This is a genomic window from Rhizobium sp. FG113 (assembly GCF_057809895.1).
This window is the reverse complement of record NZ_JBMDKV010000030.1, coordinates 28,450-46,436: the sequence shown is the minus strand read 5'-3', so window position 1 is coordinate 46,436 and position 17,987 is coordinate 28,450. Positions and strand designations below refer to the sequence as shown.

16 protein-coding genes are annotated in these 17,987 nt (G+C 61.1%); 4 read left to right on the top strand and 12 right to left on the bottom strand.

The features are described from left to right. Positions 1-36 precede the first annotated feature (36 nt). Genes ACODTZ_RS33830 through ACODTZ_RS33815 form a run of 4 tightly spaced genes read right to left on the bottom strand, consistent with a single transcriptional unit; the run spans position 37 to position 6,289 of the window. Positions 37-1,086, bottom strand: coding sequence for a substrate-binding domain-containing protein (locus ACODTZ_RS33830; RefSeq protein WP_489031447.1), 1,050 nt, complete (start codon positions 1,084-1,086; stop codon positions 37-39). A gap of 54 nt (positions 1,087-1,140) precedes the next feature. Continuing rightward, on the bottom strand, positions 1,141-3,120 hold the full coding sequence (locus ACODTZ_RS33825; protein WP_489031445.1) for a hydantoinase B/oxoprolinase family protein: 1,980 nt from the start codon (positions 3,118-3,120) through the stop codon (positions 1,141-1,143). Next, on the bottom strand, positions 3,117-5,174 hold the full coding sequence (locus tag ACODTZ_RS33820; RefSeq protein WP_489031443.1) for a hydantoinase/oxoprolinase family protein: 2,058 nt from the start codon (positions 5,172-5,174) through the stop codon (positions 3,117-3,119). Before ACODTZ_RS33820 ends, ACODTZ_RS33825 begins: the two co-directional genes overlap by 4 nt. Positions 5,175-5,191: 17 nt before the next feature. Next, positions 5,192-6,289: an ABC transporter ATP-binding protein gene (locus tag ACODTZ_RS33815; protein ID WP_489031451.1), complete on the bottom strand. Its 1,098-nt coding sequence runs from the start codon at positions 6,287-6,289 to the stop codon at positions 5,192-5,194. A 182-nt stretch (positions 6,290-6,471) separates the two neighbouring features. Between ACODTZ_RS33815 and ACODTZ_RS33810 the strand changes: the two genes are divergently transcribed. Beyond that, the gene (locus ACODTZ_RS33810; RefSeq protein WP_489031441.1) at positions 6,472-7,482 is read left to right on the top strand and encodes a LacI family DNA-binding transcriptional regulator; all 1,011 of its coding nucleotides are present in this window, start codon (positions 6,472-6,474) and stop codon (positions 7,480-7,482) included. 46 nt (positions 7,483-7,528) lie between these two features. On the opposite strand, the gene ACODTZ_RS33805 is transcribed toward ACODTZ_RS33810, so the two are convergent. The 8 genes from ACODTZ_RS33805 to ACODTZ_RS33770 all read right to left on the bottom strand — a co-directional run bounded on the left by ACODTZ_RS33805 (position 7,529) and on the right by ACODTZ_RS33770 (position 14,367). Further along, complete coding sequence (locus tag ACODTZ_RS33805) at positions 7,529-7,948, bottom strand: type II toxin-antitoxin system VapC family toxin (RefSeq protein WP_489031439.1); 420 nt, start codon at positions 7,946-7,948, stop codon at positions 7,529-7,531. Continuing rightward, on the bottom strand, positions 7,945-8,199 hold the full coding sequence (locus ACODTZ_RS33800) for a FitA-like ribbon-helix-helix domain-containing protein (protein ID WP_209234147.1): 255 nt from the start codon (positions 8,197-8,199) through the stop codon (positions 7,945-7,947). The genes ACODTZ_RS33805 and ACODTZ_RS33800 overlap by 4 nt, the downstream gene beginning before the upstream one ends. A 200-nt stretch (positions 8,200-8,399) precedes the next feature. Then, complete coding sequence (gene mnhG, locus ACODTZ_RS33795) at positions 8,400-8,762, bottom strand: monovalent cation/H(+) antiporter subunit G (RefSeq protein ID WP_197067351.1); 363 nt, start codon at positions 8,760-8,762, stop codon at positions 8,400-8,402. After that, complete coding sequence (locus tag ACODTZ_RS33790) at positions 8,759-9,040, bottom strand: K+/H+ antiporter subunit F (RefSeq protein ID WP_037185734.1); 282 nt, start codon at positions 9,038-9,040, stop codon at positions 8,759-8,761. The genes mnhG and ACODTZ_RS33790 overlap by 4 nt, the downstream gene beginning before the upstream one ends. Next, on the bottom strand, positions 9,037-9,513 hold the full coding sequence (locus ACODTZ_RS33785; RefSeq protein WP_489031436.1) for a Na+/H+ antiporter subunit E: 477 nt from the start codon (positions 9,511-9,513) through the stop codon (positions 9,037-9,039). The genes ACODTZ_RS33790 and ACODTZ_RS33785 overlap by 4 nt, the downstream gene beginning before the upstream one ends. Continuing rightward, a complete protein-coding gene (locus tag ACODTZ_RS33780; RefSeq protein ID WP_037185738.1) occupies positions 9,513-11,132 on the bottom strand; it encodes a monovalent cation/H+ antiporter subunit D in 1,620 nt (539 codons plus the stop codon). The genes ACODTZ_RS33785 and ACODTZ_RS33780 overlap by 1 nt, the downstream gene beginning before the upstream one ends. After that, positions 11,129-11,464, bottom strand: a complete 336-nt coding sequence (locus ACODTZ_RS33775; protein ID WP_018897795.1) for a Na+/H+ antiporter subunit C — start codon at positions 11,462-11,464, stop codon at positions 11,129-11,131. The genes ACODTZ_RS33780 and ACODTZ_RS33775 overlap by 4 nt, the downstream gene beginning before the upstream one ends. Continuing rightward, positions 11,464-14,367, bottom strand: a complete 2,904-nt coding sequence (locus ACODTZ_RS33770; RefSeq protein ID WP_489031433.1) for a monovalent cation/H+ antiporter subunit A — start codon at positions 14,365-14,367, stop codon at positions 11,464-11,466. The genes ACODTZ_RS33775 and ACODTZ_RS33770 overlap by 1 nt, the downstream gene beginning before the upstream one ends. Positions 14,368-14,506: 139 nt before the next feature. Between ACODTZ_RS33770 and ACODTZ_RS33765 the strand changes: the two genes are divergently transcribed. From ACODTZ_RS33765 to ACODTZ_RS33755, 3 genes are all read left to right on the top strand, one after another. Continuing rightward, positions 14,507-14,779, top strand: a complete 273-nt coding sequence (locus tag ACODTZ_RS33765) for a helix-turn-helix domain-containing protein (protein ID WP_489031431.1) — start codon at positions 14,507-14,509, stop codon at positions 14,777-14,779. Between the two features lie 20 nt (positions 14,780-14,799). After that, positions 14,800-15,480, top strand: coding sequence for a dimethylsulfonioproprionate lyase family protein (locus tag ACODTZ_RS33760; RefSeq protein WP_489031429.1), 681 nt, complete (start codon positions 14,800-14,802; stop codon positions 15,478-15,480). Between the two features lie 386 nt (positions 15,481-15,866). After that, positions 15,867-17,984 (top strand): TonB-dependent siderophore receptor, encoded by a 2,118-nt coding sequence (locus ACODTZ_RS33755; protein ID WP_489031427.1) that lies wholly within the window; start codon positions 15,867-15,869, stop codon positions 17,982-17,984. Positions 17,985-17,987: the final 3 nt, after the last annotated feature.

The window sequence follows — 17,987 nt, the reverse complement described above, 5'->3', positions numbered from 1 at the left end:
GGGCTGGGTGGTTACAAGCCGCACCCCGACCGGGTTTTAGCGGCCGATCTCGCGGTTCCAGCGGTCGACCCATTCATTGCGAACCTGGGCGATCTGCTCGTAGGGCGGGAAGGCGGTGTTCTGCCAGGGCGTGATGCGCGGCTTCAGCTTGTCGCTGTAGACGACGTCGGTATTGGTCACGCCATAGTTCATGATGTCGGCGAACTTGGTCTGGTTCTGCGCATCCAGGACTTCGTTGATATAATCCCAGGCCAGCGGATTGGCATTCTTCGGCTTCTGCACGGCCACGCCGTTGAGCGAGCCGCCCTCTTCCGGGTTGATGAAGTCGATCCAGGTGGCGCCACTGTCATAGTGGTTCCAGGTGCGGCCATCGAAATAGATGCCGCAATCGGCTTCACCCGAAGACAGGTGGTTGAAGAAATCGTTCGGCCCGCCCCAGAAGACGAGGTTGGACTTCATCTTCTCCATGGCGGCGAAGAACGGATCGACATTGTCGACACCGCCGCCCAGCGCCTTCGCCATGGCCCAGATCAGCATGATCGGGGTAACGGCATAGGAAATCGACGGAACCGAGGCGATCAGATCGCCCGAGGAAACCCGGTCGACGAACTCGGCAAACGACTTCGGCGGGGTCTTGACCCGCTCCTTGTGGAAGGTGATGCCGCCGACGCCATAGTCGAACAGCGTACCCTTGCCCATGACGCTGTCGGTCAGTTCCTTCGGGATCTTGGCAAGGTTCGGCAGCTTGTCGACTGTAAAGTCATCGACAAGGTCGGCCTTGGCGGCCGTCAGCGCCAGGTCGGGCGTCATGATCAGCACGTCGACAGGCGGCTTGGCGGCATTGGCCTCGACCTGCGCCAGCCATTGCGGCGGGCCACCGAGGGAGACGTTTGCCTTGGCCTTGGTCTTGGCTTCGAACGGGGCCACGAAGCAGGTGCGCACCGCCTCTTCCCAGACGCCACCGAAGGCGGTGACGGTGATTTCGCCCGCCTGCGCATTCGCCAGACGCGGCAAGCCGCCCGCCATCAGGCCCGCGCCGAGTGCAGCGCTGCCACCGAGGAAGTGTCTTCTCTTGATTGTCGTCATCGCAGTTCTCCAAATCTGGAATGAGGTGGCATCAGCATTTCATTGGCATGCGTATCAAAAGCTGCCGGCGGCAGCCTCAAGCTTTTGCCGGGCAGCGTTTACCGCTGCCTCGCTTGCCGCAATACGCGGAAAGCCCTCCGGCAGTTCGTTCAGCACCGTATCGAAAATCTCGCGGCGGCGGCGCTGGCGAACGGCGCCGGGAAGCGCCACGAGGCCACGGTTCAAGCGATCCATGACGCTCGCCGGGAAGGCTTCGTCCCAACGCTCACGCTCGGCTCCTTGCGCAACGCCGGATTTGCTTTCACCCATCGCCTTGCGCAGGGCCTCGGTCGCAGCCGCATCGACGGCGCCTCCGACGATCGCCACGCCATAATCGCTCTCGGCGGCTTCTACCGTCACGAAACCGTTGATCACGTCTCGCAACACCGCCTGCGGATCACGGCTGGCCGGATCGCCCCAGCCGCCCGCGCCCGGCGTCAGGAAGGTGACGGTATCGCCGGCATTGACGGTCAAGACGTCGATCTTGCCGAGATGGCGCTCGCCGTCCTTTCCACGGTTGAGAATGAGCTGGCCCGGCATACCGGGCTTGCCGCCATTCGAGCCCCAGGGGCGAAACAGCAGCCGCTCCAGGCCACGGCCGAGCACGTTGCTGTCATCGGTCAAAACGCGGAACGTCAGTTCCATGCCGCAGCCGCCGCGCCACTGACCGGCGCCGCCGGAATCAGGGCGAAGCGCGTAGGTGGAAATCTCGATGCCAAGTTCGGCCTCGACCGTTTCGACCGGATTGTTGGCAAGGTTGGAAATGCCACTGTCGCGACCGTCGATACCGTCGCGGCCCTTGCGCGCACCGGTGCCGCCGATCATCGGCTCAATGACCTGCACGCGCCGTCCGCCACGGCCATCCGGCTCCGCCATGACAACGGGAATGACAGTACCGGAGGAAGCCGCCGGCATGACATCCGGCAGCGCCTTGCCGAAGGCGCCGTTCAGCACGTCGTTGACGCGGATGGCGGCCGCATGGCGCACACCGACGGCCGCCGGTTCCTGCGGGTTGACGAGGCTGCCTTCGGGAGCCGTAATCTTGACCGGCGCCAGCATGCCGACATTGAGCGGCGTGGTCGGGTCGAGCGTATTGACAAGCGCAAGCACCCGCAGCGTCAGCCAGGCGTGCGGGCGGCCGCGCGAGGGAATGTTCATCGCGGTCGCGACCTGCGGATCGGTGCCGGTGAAATCGAGATGCACCTCGCCGTCCTCGAAGGTCGCAGACAGGGCAATGCGCACTGGGAGGCGGGTCGCCGCATCGTCGTCGAGATAGTCGGAGAAGCTGTAGGTGCCGGATGGCACGCGCTTCAGCACGCTGCGCGCCTTTTCCGCCGAATAGGCGACGAGATCGACGGCGGCGGTGGCGACGGTTTCGACGCCGTGCTGGCCGATCGTCTGTTCCAGACGGCGGCGACCGGCGGCGAGCGCTGCCAGCATGGCACGGATATCGCCCATATTGGCATCCGGCGTGCGGCTGTTGGCATTGAGGAAGAGGGCGACGTCGGGGTTCATCTCCCCCTTCTTCATCAGCTTGACCGGCGGAATGCGCAGGCCTTCCTGGAAGATTTCCGTATTGACGGGCGAGATGCTGGACGGCACGCGACCGCCGACATCCGAGCAATGCACGAAACACCAGCCATAAGCGACGATCTTGCCCTCATGGAAATAGGGCTCGATCATGTGCAGGTCGGGCAGATGGGTGGCGAGACCCTCCGAACGATAGGGATCGTTGGTCAGGATGACATCGCCGGGTTCAAGCGTGCCGACGGCGGCGATCGACGGGGCACATTCCAGCCCGACAAAGCCGGAAACGCCGATCGAGCGCGGATAGGCGAAGAAGCGACCATCGAGGCCTGCGAGCGCGCAGGCGAAATCGGCGGTTTCCTTGACATAGAGCGTGCGGCCGGTGCGCTGCAGCGTCAGGCACATTTCCTCGCTGACGGCGGCGAGCTTGTTGCCGAGAATGGCGAGCGTGACGGGATCAAGCTTCATTGCGCATGTCTTTCGAGATGGAGGTTTCCAAGAGCATCGGCACGCGCCGACCAGCCGGGAAGAAGAACGGTCGTCGTATCGTCCTGTTCGATGATGGCGGGACCGATGATACGGTCGCCGGCGCCGAGCGCGCTGCGGTCGTAGACGCCGGCCGAAACCCATTTTCCGCCGCGGAAGAGCGGCCGCTCGCCCTTGGGCGAAGGCGCGCCCGTGCCGGCGGCAATTTCCGGCTGGGTGATGTTTTCGGTGACGCCGACAACGGCGAGGCGAACGGTGCCCAGCTCGACCTCCGTCTCTGTATCGCGGAAACCGTAGATACGCTCGTGTTCCAGATGGAAGGCTTCGCAGATCGAGGCGGCGTCGCGGGCGTTCTCGTCCAGCTTGACGCGCAGCTCGTAAGCCTGACCGGCGTAACGCATGTCGGCGCCACGCTCGAAGCGGCGGGTCTGGCCCGCATTACCCTCGCGGTCGAGCCAGGCGGAGCCTTCGTCTTCCAGTTCCTTCATCACGTCCAGCATCAGCGCGGCGCTCGTTTCGTCGACGGCGCGGCGCAGGCTGCGGACGAAATCGCGACGCAGATCGGCAGCCGCAGCGCCAAGTGCGCAAAACGTGCCGGCGGCCGGGGGGATGACGACACGACCGATACCGGCCTCTTCGGCCAGGAGGTTCGCATGGGTCGGGCCGGCGCCGCCGAAGGGCACGAGCGCGAAGGCAGCCGGATCGAGACCACGCGAGGCAAGCGTCTTGTAGAGCTCGGTCGCCATGCCGGCGGTGGTGACGGCAAGCGCACCTTCGGCGGCAAGGGCTGCGCCATCGTCACCGGTCAGGCCGATGCGATTGCCAACCTCGCCGAGCGCTGCGCGTGCGGCGTCGATATCGAGTTTCATGCGGCCACCGAGGAAGCCGGCGGGATCGATATAACCGAGCGCCAGATAGCAGTCCGTGACGGCCGGCTGTGTGCCACCACGACCATAGGAAACCGGGCCGGGCATCGCACCGGCACTCTGAGGGCCGACCTTGAGGAGACCGTGGGCATCCACCCAGACGATGGAACCGCCACCGGCGCCGATGGCCGAGACATCGACGACCGGCAGAACCAGCGGCAGGCCGCCGATATCTGTGCGTGTCGCAAGCTCGGCGGAGCCGGCCTGCGCGACGGCGATATCGGAAGAGGTGCCGCCCATGTCGAAGGTGATGATCGATTTCACGTCAGCGGCTTGCGCCAGACGGGCAGCGGCCATCACGCCCGAGGCGGGACCGGACAGAATGGTTTCGACCGGGCGTTCATCCGCCGAGACGAGGCTGAGCGAGCCGCCGTTGGACGCCGTCACAAGGATCGGAGCGACCACGCCATCGCGTTCCAGCCCCTTCGTGAGACCGGCGAAATAGCGCTGCATCAGCGGCTGGATATAGGCATTGAGGCAGGCAACCAGCGTGCGCTCGTATTCGCGGATTTCCGGCCAGATGGCGGCGGCAGAGGTGATCGACAGGCCACCGGCCTTTTCCGACAGCGTTTTCGCCATGCCTATTTCGACCAACGGCGTCGTATAGCCGTTGATCAGCACGAGAGCGGCGGCATCCACGCCGAGCGACTTGAGTTCCGCGGCCACGCGATCCAGCTCGGCCTCGTCGGCAGCTTTCGTTACCTCGCCATGTGCAGACAAACGGGCATCGACCTCGACGATGCGCAGGCGCGGCACCAGCGGCTCTTCCTTGCTCGCATGGAAGTCGAACGACGACGGCATGCGGCTGCGGGCGATTTCGAGAATGTCGCGGTAACCCTTGCTGACGACGAGCGCAATGGTGGCGCCGCGGCGCTGGATGATGGCGTTGAGGCCGATCGTCGTGCCGTGCATCAGCGTGCCGACATCGGCGGATGTCATGCCCGCCTTCGTCAGAAGGCTCTGCAGTCCCTCGATCAGCGCCCGCGACGGATCGTCCGGCGTCGATGGCTCCTTGTAATAGGTCAGGCTGCCGTCATTCGGGTTGGAGAGCACGAAGTCGGTAAACGTACCGCCGACGTCGATCCCGATGCGCGCACCAGTCTTTGACATGTTTGTCACTTTCACAATTACTCCGCGCTGACGACGACGCCGTCCTGCGGCGCCCAGTCGAGTGTCACGGTCTGGCCGAGATGGTAGGTGGTGGCGCCGAGCGGACCATCGGCCTGCCGGTAGACGAAAAGCTCGCGGCCGAGCGAGGGAACCTCGACCTGATAGGCGGCATAGTTGCCCCGGAAGACCGCGCCGACGATACGGCCGGAAAAGCCCTTAACCGCCTCACCGGAGATCAGCGAGATACGCTCCGGGCGCACCGAAAGAAGCAGCGACTGACCGGCAGCCTGCGGCTCCGGAAGAGGCAGGTTCACGATCCCCTGCGGTCCGGCCACGGCAAGCACACCGCCACCTTCACCGGCGGTGCCTTCGAAAATATTGGAAGTGCCGAGAAACTCCGCCACAAACCGGCTTTTCGGTCGGTCGTAAATGTCGGCAGGGGCGCCGATCTGCAGGATACGGCCACCGTTCATGACGGCGACCCGGTCAGCCATCGACATCGCCTCTTCCTGATCATGCGTGACCAGAAGCGCCGTAATGCCGAGGCGCTGCTGCATGCCGCGGATCTCGAACTGCATGCTTTCACGCAAGGACTTGTCGAGCGCGCCGAGCGGTTCATCGAGCAGCAGGACCTTGGGATTGACGACGAGCGAACGCGCCAGCGCCACGCGCTGCTGCTGGCCGCCCGAAAGCTTCGACGGATAGACGTCGCCCCTGCCCTGCAACTGCACGAGATCGAGCATTTCCGCGACCTTGTCGTCGCGCTCCGCCCTCGACATGCCGGCCATGCGCAGGCCGAAGCCGATGTTTTCGGCGACCGTGCGGTGCGGAAACAGGCTGTAATTCTGAAACACCATGCCGAGCCGGCGCTTGTGCGGCGGCAATTGCGAAATCTCCTCGGCCCCGATCTTCACCGAACCGGTATCCGGCGTCTCGAAACCGGCAACCATGCGCAGCGTCGTTGTCTTGCCGCAGCCGGACGGCCCGAGCAGCGCGACGAGCTCACCGGTAGCCACGTGCAGCTCGAGATTTCTAACAGCCGCAACCTTGCCGTAGGATTTATGAATCCCCGCCAGCAAAAGCCCGGTATCGGCCTGACGCCCTGCTCCCGTCATCAATGTCCCGGCCTTTCCTCTACGCGACGAACTCAAAAAAGATATATTCCAATCCATCTTTTGTAGCGCTACAATATTCTGCGCGTGACTTCTGTCAAGGATTGCTTTTCTGACTTTGCCGCGATTTATAGCAGTGCGTATTTCGTAGTCATCTCGATGTGGAATTCAGCTCAAGGCATGCCATGACGAAATCTCGGAACGATGAAGCCATCACCATGCAGTCGGTCGCTGTCGCGGCCGGCGTATCGCCGATGACGGTCTCGAACACGTTCCGCTATCCGGAGCGAGTGCAGGAAGAAACGCGGCGGCGCGTGCTCACAATCGCGGCGGAATTGGGCTATGTGCCAAACCACGCCGCCGGCAATCTGGCCTCAGGCCAAAGCCGGGTTATCGGCGCCGTTATTCCATCGATCAAGAATTCGAGCTTCTACAACTATGTTCGCGGCATGCAGGATCGCGTGGCGAGCCAGGGTTACCAACTGATTTTGAAACTGGCTGATACGGTTAGCCAGGAAGCGGCGGCGATCCGGACTTTCGTGGGCCTGCGTGTTGCCGGCGTGGCGCTCGTGGGCGACGAACATGAAGTGGATGCGCTGACCCTCCTGCGGAAGACCGGCGTGCCCGTCGTTGAGTCCTGGGTATACAACAACCCATTTGACATGGCGGTCGGCTATTCCACCGCCGACGCAACTCACGCAATTACATCTCTTCTCATCGAAGCGGGACGTCAGCGGATCGGGTTTGTTGGCTATGACGGCGATGTTTCCCGTCGATACACAGAGCGTGTCCCGGTTTTCAGGCGGTGCGTGGAGAATGCTGGACTTGATAGCCACCGGATCGTTCTTGTCGATCAGGCAGACGGGTTCAGTGCCGGAGCGAAGGCGCTTGAGGGGCTGTGCGCGATCGACCCGGACATCGATGCGATCGTCTGCCCTACTGACATTGTCGCCGCCGGTGTCCTGTTTGAATGCGGCCGCCGCGGCTGGAAGGTTCCTGACCGCCTCGCTGTCGCGGGCTGGGGCGACTATGAGATTGCGTCCGAAATCACCCCCGGAATTACCACGATACAACCCCATAGCTATGAAATGGGCCAGCGGGCGATGACATTGATTGTGGAACGGGCAAGCGGTATCGACCGTCGCGGCGTCAGCCATGACACGGGTTTTCAAGTCGTTCGGCGCGAAAGCGTGTGACAGCGGGCGCTTCTGAGCGGACGCGAAGATTCGACAGCTTATTCGCTTATCGCAGCCATGGATTGATCACACTTAGCCCGGCGGCCTCGAATGGGCTCGTATCGCGAGTTGCCACCCCGAAACCATTCGCGGCGGCTGTTGCTGCGATATATCCATCCGCTTTGGCGATCGCCTTTCCCGACAAACGAGCACGCGCCATCAGTTCCGCATAGGATTGCGACGCCGCGAGATCAAAAGAAAGGATACGCCCAGCGAAAAGCGGAAGTACCTCACCTTCGAGCCGATCATGAAGAATGGCCTGGCGCTTGCCCGAGGGCAGAGCAGAGATCCCAAACCGAAGCTCAGCAATCGTTACAGCGGAGAGAAAAAGCGTCTCGATCGCTTGAGCATCCAACCAGTCCACCACTGCCTGGTCAGGAACTGGCTTCCAAGGCTCGGATATCACATTGGTGTCTAGAAGGATCATTCGAAAGTCATAGGTTCGGCAGGCGTATCATCACGTGTCCGCTGCAGGGCTTCGACATCCGCATTGGAGAGCTCGGCATTGCGACCAATGCCCACCAACAGAGAACCAAGCTTAACGCGCTGAGAAGGGCGAACCGCGGCCTCGATAATATCGCGGATTTCAGCCTCTGTGCTGCGGCCATTGTGAGCCGCGCGCACGCGCAAAGCGCGATGTGTTTCATCAGGAAGATTGCGGATCGTTACGGCCGGCATTGATATCACCTCGCCTTTAGTGATGACACTGATATCAATATATGTGAAGCGACACCAACATCCAAACAGAATTTAGGTTGCGGGCAAAGCGGCTCTGTCGGGCTCGCCCGACGGTGAAACGCGCATCCGCATCGGCCGGCATGACGGCATCGTAGAAGTTCGGCATCACGACCCCAACCAGTCAGGTGGTCGACAAGCTCCTATCTGGGCTCCGGGTTGTGCTTAGGAGGCGCCTCGCCATTCCCCTCGGCGCGATCCCGGTGCAAGGCAGCGCGCGCCAGCATCATCAGCGTGATGGGTGTCGTTACCGTGACGAAAATGCCGATCAGAATCTCGTGAATCGCCAATCGCGACGACGCCACGGAAAAGAAGATCATCGAGCCGAGCATGACGCCACCGATTCCCCAGCTAGTCCCGAGGGTGGGCGCGTGAATGCGTTGGTAGAAGCTTGGCAGACGCAGAAATCCGATCGCACCAATCAGCGCCAAAAGGGCGCCGAGGACGAGAAAGAAGGCGACCAGCGCCGCCACCCAAACAGGCATATCCATAGCCGGGTGCATCATTCGATCACCTCTCCGCGCATGAGGAATTTCGCCAGCGCGACGGTCGCAACGAAGCCGATCATGCCGATGACCAGAGCAGCCTCGAAATACACCACCCGTCCCGTTCCGACGCCGAATGTCACCAGAAGCAGCATGGCATTGATGTAGAACGTGTCGAGGCCGAGGATGCGGTCCTGCGCGCGCGGGCCGACGAACATGCGGATCGAGACGATGGCCATGGCGGCGACGAGCATGATCTGGGCGACCGACACGGCCGTGAAGAGGATGATTGCACTCATGCGAATATCTCCAGCAACAGCGCTTCGTAGCGGTTCTTGATCGTATCGCGCCATACGGCCTCGTTCTGGATATCGAGAACGTGCAGCAGCACCGAATGATCATTGGAATCATACTCCAGCCACGCGGATCCCGGTGTGCTCGTCAGGATGACGGCCAATACGGCAAGCGGGAACTGGCTGCGGAGTTCCAGATTAATCGTGATGAAGCCGGGATTGTGCCTGCGTTTGCCGCTGCGCAGGATGATCCACGCGACGTCGATGTTCGACTTGACGATATCGCGAAACACCAGGCCAAAGAGCTTAGGGAGCAGATACCATTTCTTCAGCCGTATCGGCTCCGGCTGCAGCGACGCCATCGCCCAGCCCGCGAAGACCGCGACGACGAGGCCGAGAATGAAATGGCCGAGGGTGAAGCCGTTGAGCAGCAGCCACATGATGAGGAGGCATGTCGCGAGAATGGGATAGGGAAGCATCACTCGCCCTCCGTTCCAGCTTTGACGCCCTTGATCGGCAGCGCGTTGTTGACCGCGTCGATGTAGATCGATGGCTTGCTCAGCGTCCGGATCGTCGTATCCATGTACTGCATCGCCGGCCCGGCCTGCACGGTGAGTGCCAGGGTCAGAGCCAAGAGGAACATCACCGGCACGATCTCGATCACCAGCACGCGGGGAACCGTTCCCTCGATCGAGCTCCAGAAGGTGCGGATGCCGACGCGCGTCATGGAGATCAGCGCGGCGATGCCGGAGAGGATGACGAGCACGACCAGCGCCCAGATCGCGGCCGTAGGCGGCACGCCGATGGAGCCGGTGCCCATCATCGCCGAGAGCATGGCGAACTTGGCGACGAAGCCCGAGAGCGGCGGGAGGCCGGACAAGAGGATGCCACAGGCCGCGAAGCAGATGCCCAAAACGGCCATCGTGCCGGGCATGGTCACGCCTTCCTCCTCGTTTTCAGGCTCGTCGTCGGCCTCGCCATAGGCTTCCATGGTCACGGCAAGCACGTTTGCGCCCGCATCCTGGCCGCGTTCGACGAGCTCGATCAGCATGAAGAAGGCGCTGATCGTCAGTGTCGAGCTGACGAGATAGAGCAGCGCGCCGGAAGAGACGGCGCCGTCGTTGATGCCAAGCACCATCAGCAACGTCCCAGAGGAGACCAGTACCGAGAAGCCAGCCAGCCGTCCGAGCGCCTGCGATGCAAGCACGCCGACGATGCCGAAGATCAGCGTCGCCATGCCGCCATAGAGCAGAACCGGCGCGCCGAACCCGGCCGAAGGCCCTTCGCCGAACAAGAGCATCGTCAGCCGCAGGATGACGTAGATGCCGAGCTTGCTCATGATCGCGAAGATGCCGGCTACTGGCGCAGAAGCGGCGCTGTAGGCCGTGGGCAGCCAGAAGCAGAGCGGCCACATGCCGGCCTTGATCAGGAACACGACGCCCAATATGCCGGCGCCGGCCTCCATCAGCATGCGCCTGTCGGGCTCGATCTCGGGGATGCGCGCCGCAAGGTCGGCCATGTTGAGCGTCCCGGCCGTTCCGTAGATCAGGCTGACGCCGATCAGGAACAGCAGGGCGGCCACGAGGTTGACGGCGATGTAGTGCATGCCGGCCTTGACGCGCAGCGGACCGGAGCCATGCAGCAGGAGGCCATAAGAGGCTGCCAGCATGACCTCGAAGAAGACGAACAGATTGAACAGGTCCCCAGTGAGGAACGCGCCGTTGACCCCCATGAGGAGCAGCTGGAACATGCTGTGGAAATGCGCGCCGACGGCATGCCAGCGCGCCAGGGAGAAAACGAGTGCCGACACCGCAAGCAGCGCGGTCAAAAGCAGCATCATCGCCGAGAGGCCATCGAGAACGAGCACGATGCCGAACGGGGCTGACCAGTTGCCGACGAGATAGACGCCCTCGAAGCCATTCGGGCCACTTTCGATCCTGAACAGGATGAAGGCGATCACGGTGAGCAAAATGGCAGATGCCAGGCTGACCATTGCCTTGGCGACGCGGCGCCGCTCGTCGATGAACAGCAGGAGCGCGCTGGCGATCAGCGGAATGAGGATGGGTGCGACGATGAGATGATGGGACCAACCGTTCATTTCGGCTCGTTCCTTCCGTCGACATGGTCGCTGCCCGTCAGCCCGCGCGACGCCAGGAGGACGACGAGAAACAGCGCCGTCGTCGCAAAGCCGATGACGATGGCGGTCAGCACCAGGGCCTGCGGCACCGGATCGGCGAGAATGGACGGATCGTCATTACCGAGGATCGGCGGAACGTTGGCCTTGACGCCGCCGACGCCGAAGATGAACAGATTGACGGCGTAGGAGAGCAGCGAAAGCCCGATGATCACCTGATAGGTGCGCGGGCGCAGGATGAGCCAGACCCCACAGCTCGTCATGATGCCGATGGCGATCGACAGAACCAGTTCCATCACCGCTCCTCCGATTTGGCCGCTTCGATCGTGCGCAGGCGATTGATCCGCAGCGATTGGTGGGCAAGGGCGACGAGGATCAGCACGGTCGATCCGACGACCAGGGAGAAGACGCCGAGATCGAAGAGCAGCGCCGTCGCCGCCGGCACCTTGTCGATCAGGGGCAGTTCGAGATAGCGCGAATGCGAGGTCAGGAACGGATAGCCGAGCAACCAGGCACCGGCACCCGTCAGCACCGCCGTCAACAGCCCCGCGCCCATCCAGCGCAGTGGCAGAATGCGGATGCGGTCCTCAGCCCAGCGCGTACCGCCGGCGAGATATTGCAGGAGAAAGGCGATCGAGAGCGTCAATCCCGCCGAGAACCCGCCGCCCGGCAGGTCGTGCCCGCGCATGAAGAGATAGACCGAGAAGGTGATGATAACGGGGAACATCCACTGCATGATAACCGATGGCACGAGCAGATAGTCGCGCACAGTATCGCCAGCCGAACGCTCCGGCCGCTCCTCGTCGAAGCGGTTTTGCACCTGCTGCTGCTCCGGCATGCCCATGCTGTCTTCAGCCGGGCGGAAACGACGCAGCAGGCCGTAGACGGTGAGCGAGACGACGCCGAGCACCGCGATTTCGCCGAGCGTGTCGAAGCCGCGGAAATCCACGAGGATCACATTGACGACGTTTCGTCCGCCGCCGAGCGAATAGGCGTGTTCGAGGAAGTAGTTGGCGATCGCGTCAGGCACCGGCATCGTCATAACGGCATAGGCAATGGCGGACATGGCGACGCCGCAGATGACCGCAAGCGCGAAGTCGCGGAAGCGCCGGAACCGGGCGCGGATCGTCATCGATTCGCGAATGTCTTCGGATCGCTTCGGCAGCCAACGCAGTCCCAACAGGATGAGAACGGTGGTGACGATCTCGACCAGCAGCTGGGTAATGGCAAGGTCGGGCGCCGAAAGCCACACGAAGGTGATGCACACGATCAGGCCGACACCGCCGAGCATGATCAGCGCGGCCAGTCGGTGGTATTTGGCCGTGTAGGCGGTAGCGATCGCGAGACATACCCCGATTATCCACAGCGCGGCGAAGACGGGATCGACGCCGGAATAGGCAAAGGGCCGATGCTCAAAGCCGCGCAAGTAAAGTGGCAGAGCGCCAGCCAGAAGACCGGCAACCACCAGCCACCGCAATTGCGGCTGCAACTTGCGTGTTCCCAAGCGCCGCTCGGCAACCCGCGCCCACCGCCAGGAGACTTCCACGAGGATTCGTTCGAAAATGCGCTGCCCCTTCAGCCGCCGGATAAGGGGCGGGCCATCATCGCAGCGAGACAGATAGCCTTTGAGCGCCCAGTAGATCGCGGTTCCGGCGATCAGCGCGATGACGCTCATGATCAGCGGGAGATTGATCCCGTGCCACAGCGAGAGGCTGTACTCAGGCGTATCATCTCTCAGAACGCTGATTACCGCGCTGTGGAGAAATGGTCCGATCGAGAGTGCCGGGACGATCCCGACGACCAGGCACAATACGACGAGAAACTCGATCGGGAAACGCATCCAGCGTGGGGGTTCGTGCGGATGCGCGATCGGCAGGTCTGTCGGCGGCGGCCCGAAGAAAACAGTGTGAATGAAGCGCAGGGAATAGGCCACGCTGAAGGCGCTGGCGAGCGTCGCGACATAGGGCAGTATTCTGTCGAGGATTGAATCGGCATGGGTCTCGACCGCTTCCGCGAAGAACATCTCTTTCGAAAGAAACCCGTTCAACAGCGGCACACCCGCCATGGCGGCGCTGGCGACGACGGCAAGCGTCGCCGTGATAGGCATGAACCGATACAGCCCGCTCAGCTTGCGCATGTCGCGCGTCCCGGTCTCGTGGTCGATGATGCCCGCCGCCATGAACAGCGACGCCTTGAACGTCGCGTGATTGAGCATGTGAAAAATCGCCGCCACCGTCGCCAATGGGCTTCCCAGGCTCAGCAGTGTCGTGATCAAGCCAAGATGGCTGATTGTCGAATAGGCGAGCAGCCCCTTCAGATCGCGCTGGAATATCGCGAAATAGGCGCCCAGCAGCAACGTGATCATGCCCGCGGCGCCGAGGATCCAGAACCACTCGTAGGTTCCCGACAGGACGGGCCAGAAACGCACGAGCAGGAAGACACCCGCCTTCACCATCGTCGCCGAATGCAGGAACGCCGAGACGGGCGTGGGCGCTGACATGGCGTTGGGGAGCCAGAAATGGAATGGAAACTGGGCGCTCTTCGTCAACGCTCCAAGCAGAATGAAGATCAGCGCGGGCACATAGAGGCTATGATTTCGGATCAGGTCGCCGGAGTTCAGGATCTTGTCCAGATCATAGCTGCCGACGATCTTGCCGAGCAGGATCAGGCCGATCAACAAGGAGAAGCCACCGATCCCGGTGATCGTCAGCGCCATTCTCGCGCCATCGCGTGCGGCAGAATTGTTGTGCCAGTAGCTGATCAGCAAGAAAGAGAAGATGCTTGTCAGCTCCCAGAACACCGACAGCAGGATGACATTGCCTGATATGACAATGCCGATCATTGCTCCCATGAATGCAAGCAGGAAGGAGAAGAACCGCGGGACCGGATCGTCTTCCGACATGTAATAGCGAGCGTAGAGGATCACCAGAAAGCCGATGGAGGTGATCAGCATGGAGAAAATCCATGCAAAGGCATCCATTCGCAGCGTCAGATCAAGACCGAGCTGCGGCAACCATTCCGCGTTAAAGCGAATGACGCCACCATCAATGACTTGCGGGTAAAGAGAGGCGGTGAGCAAAAGGGAAATGAGGACGACGAAACCAGCAAGACCAGCGGGCAGACGACGTGATGCCGTTCTCAGAAAAAAGACCGATAGAATGCTTCCGATGAACGGCAGAAGCAGCAGCGCAACGAGCATGAACGGTCCGGCTGTTATCCCAATGCGTCGATCCTTTTCAGATTATGACTGCCAGGAGGAGCACTTTCGCAACCACCTAGAAATCTCTCAAAAACTAGCCTATATGATCTATATCAACCAATATGGGCGATAGTCGAACATGGGTCAAGCTTACGACCAGAAGATTTTGTCTCCGGCGCTCTGTAGAGCCGCTCGCGGCCTGCTCGACTGGACACAGCTCGAGCTGTCGGCGCGTGCCGGCGTGTCGCGAAGCACGGTTCGCGATTACGAAGGCGGGCGCCACGATGTCCACCGTGCGACGGCGGCACAATTGAAGTTCGCGCTGGAAAATGGCGGTGTCAATTTCGTTACTCTGGATGATGGCAAGATAGCCGTTTGCGCCAACCAATCGCCGGGCAGCCTTGACGTATAGTAAAATGTGGATCTTTGCGTATGAGTAAGAAACCCGACCACTCCGCGGACCTTCTTGTGACTGAGAAGGACGGTGTGGTGGCAAGGCTCGTCGTGCGCGGCGCGGCGCGTCGCCCCGATGCTTTACAAGGCTTTTTGAATGCCTTTGCCTCGGCCATGCTCTCCTCCAACGCCTGTCCAACGGCAAGCTTCATTGCGGGAAAGGTGCTTCAGCGAACGGAACGAACGGGGATTTTCAATCTCGAGGAAACGGCGTCGCGCAAGCAATCCTTCGAAACGGCATTGCGCCATGCGCGCCAATCATCCGGCTTTCTCCACCAACGCTTGGCCACTGAACTCGCTCAACTGAGCCCATATATCGCCTGGCAAAGCGGTCGATCCGGTCCGTTTGCGAGCGTGAACTTCTCGAAAGCGCACGCGCACAGCATTTTGATCGGTCCCTCCGGCATTGAGACTCGACCAGACATCCGAATTTGTTTGATCCTCATGGAGCCGTATACGCGGTTTCCCGATAATGTACAGGCCCGCTCCAAGGCTTTCCTGCTTCTAAGCCCCTCGGAAATATGCATCGATGGTGAAGCATGGTTGAGGGCTGACGCCGGATCGGTTTTTGCGGTCGAGGCAGGGCAGACATTCGCGATACGGTGCACCTCTCAACCGCTACTCGCCATCTGGTGCCAACTTGAAGAGGGCTTCAAGTAGCCGCTCGTTTCTAGTCCCTCCCCTCTTTACGCAAACGATTTTGCCGAAGGTTTCGGACCGAGATACGGAAATGCTGCGCGGCTTTCGCGGGCGTCGATTCCAGATCCCCTTCCGCTCATTCACGAGCATGCTCCTCCAGCGTCTCGCCGCAGGTCTAATATTTGGTCGACTGCTTCGGGCCTGCCGCGAATAGCTTGTGAAAATCGAGCAAAAAGATCGAAGAAGGGCGATAAACGCTCCGGCGATATCTTGACTCATTTAGTAATGTTTTTATTGATGCGCCCGAAAGGCGACGTGCCTTTCGGCGGCGCAAATTGCCGCCTTGAGAATTTTGGTCTTGCGTCGGCTATTTGCCGGCGCCTCTGCTTGCCGAGAAGGGTCGCGCAATGGCATTTTCTTTCAAACGAACTCGCACGCATCGCGGCCTCCTCAATTCTACCATGCTCGTGGGAGTGGTCACTGCCGCCGCTCTGAACGTGGGGCCAGCCTTCGCTCAAGACGGTAGCACCGAGCTTGAGAAAATCACCGTCACCGGCAACAGTTCGAATCCTCAGTCAATTAAAGAGGACAATGCTACGGTCGTGCCCAAGCGCACGATATCGGCCACGAAGACGGATACGCCGCTCGTCGAGACACCACGCTCCGTCTCCGTTGTCACGCGCGCAGAAATGGATGAGCGTGCGGTCACCGATATGATCCAGGCGGCCCGTTATGCATCGGGCGTCACAACCGGTGCCTTCGGTTATGATCCGCGATTCGACCAGATCTATATTCGAGGTATCGAGACAACCACCACCGGCGACTTCCGCGATGGCCTGCGCCAACCGATCATGAGCTACAGTTCGTTCATGACGGAAGTATACACGCTCGATCGCATTGAGGTCATGAAGGGCCCGGTATCTGTGATGTACGGCGCGGCGAGCGCCGCCGGTATCGTCAATCGCATCTCAAAGCTGCCGCTGGATGAAGCACATCACGAGATTGAGCTGCAATACGGCACCTTCGGCCGTAAGCAGGCAGCCTTCGATTTTGGCGGACCGATCAACGACGAGATAGATTACCGTCTGGTCGGGTTGGCCCGCGCAGGGGAAGGAAGCTACGACATTGATGATGACCGCTATCTCCTGCAGCCATCCGCGACCTGGAAGCCTAGCGAAGACACAACCTTCACCGTTTATGGACTGGCGCAAAAGAGCGAGACAGGTGCAAGCGCCTGGAGCTACCTGCAGGACAACGACGTCTTCCTCTACACCGATCCGGATTTCAACAGCCAGAAGGTCGAGCAATATCAGCTGGGGTACCAGCTGGAGCATGAGTTCGAAAACGGCCTGACCTTCCGCCAGAATGCCCGCGCAGGCGATGTGGATCTGAAAGCCCATTACCTCAACCGCATCCTGGTCAACACAGACGGCAGCTGGCCGACGACCGCCGTAACGGAGGACTTGCGCAGCTATCAGATTGACAACCAGCTAGAAGCCAAATTCGATACCGGTGACGTCTCTCACACGCTGCTCGGCGGCCTCGACTACACGTGGGTTTCGTCCGACTTCGCTATGGGCAGCGGCAGCGTCGCAGCGAATACACCTGGCTCAATCGTGCCAGTCCCTGCGCTTACCTCGTTCACGGGAAGCAGCCTCACCCAAACCGGCATTTATGCACAAGATCAGATGGAACTCGGCAATTGGCGCGCCGTGGCGGGCCTTCGCTATGACTGGGCGCATCAGGAATCCACTGTAAAGGGCGCCGGCGGCTCGACGGATGAGAAGGACGATGGCGTTCTTTCCGGCCAGGTGGGACTACTCTACCTGTTCGACAATGGTATCGCACCTTATGTCAGCTACGGAACGTCGTTCGTACCATCGACAGCTCTGTCGGAAGATGGCTCGGTTCTGGACCCCACCAAAGGTCGGCAGATCGAAGTTGGCGTGAAGTACCAGCCAGAAGGCGAGAACTACTCACTGAGCGGCGCCGTCTATCGCCTGGTCGAGACGAACAAGCCCCAATATGCCTCGAGCTTCCTGTTTTCCGAGAATTCAGGAGAAAACACCTATACGGGTTTCGAACTTGAGGGCCGCACCCAGTTCGACAACGGCATCAGCCTGATTGCCGCCTACACCTACTCCCATGCAGAGATCACCGGCAATAACGATGCGACCTTGATCGGCAATGCCCCTTCGACGGTGCCGCGCCACGTTGCTTCGTTGTGGGTGAACTACGCGATGCCGGAAACCTCCGCCATACCTGGGCTGAGCATTGGGGGCGGCATTCGCGCGATGAGCGACTCCTTTACGAGCGACTCCAACACGGCCAAGAACGCCGGCGTCGGCTATCTCGATGCAGTCGTTTCCTATGACTTCGGCGTGAGCTCTCCGGAACTCAAAGGACTGTCGCTGTCGGTAAGCGCCACAAACCTCGCCGATCGTCGCGAGCAGGTCTGCACCGATGGCTACTGCTACACCGGCCAGGGCCGTACGGTCATGGGATCGCTGAAATTCAAGTGGTAACGA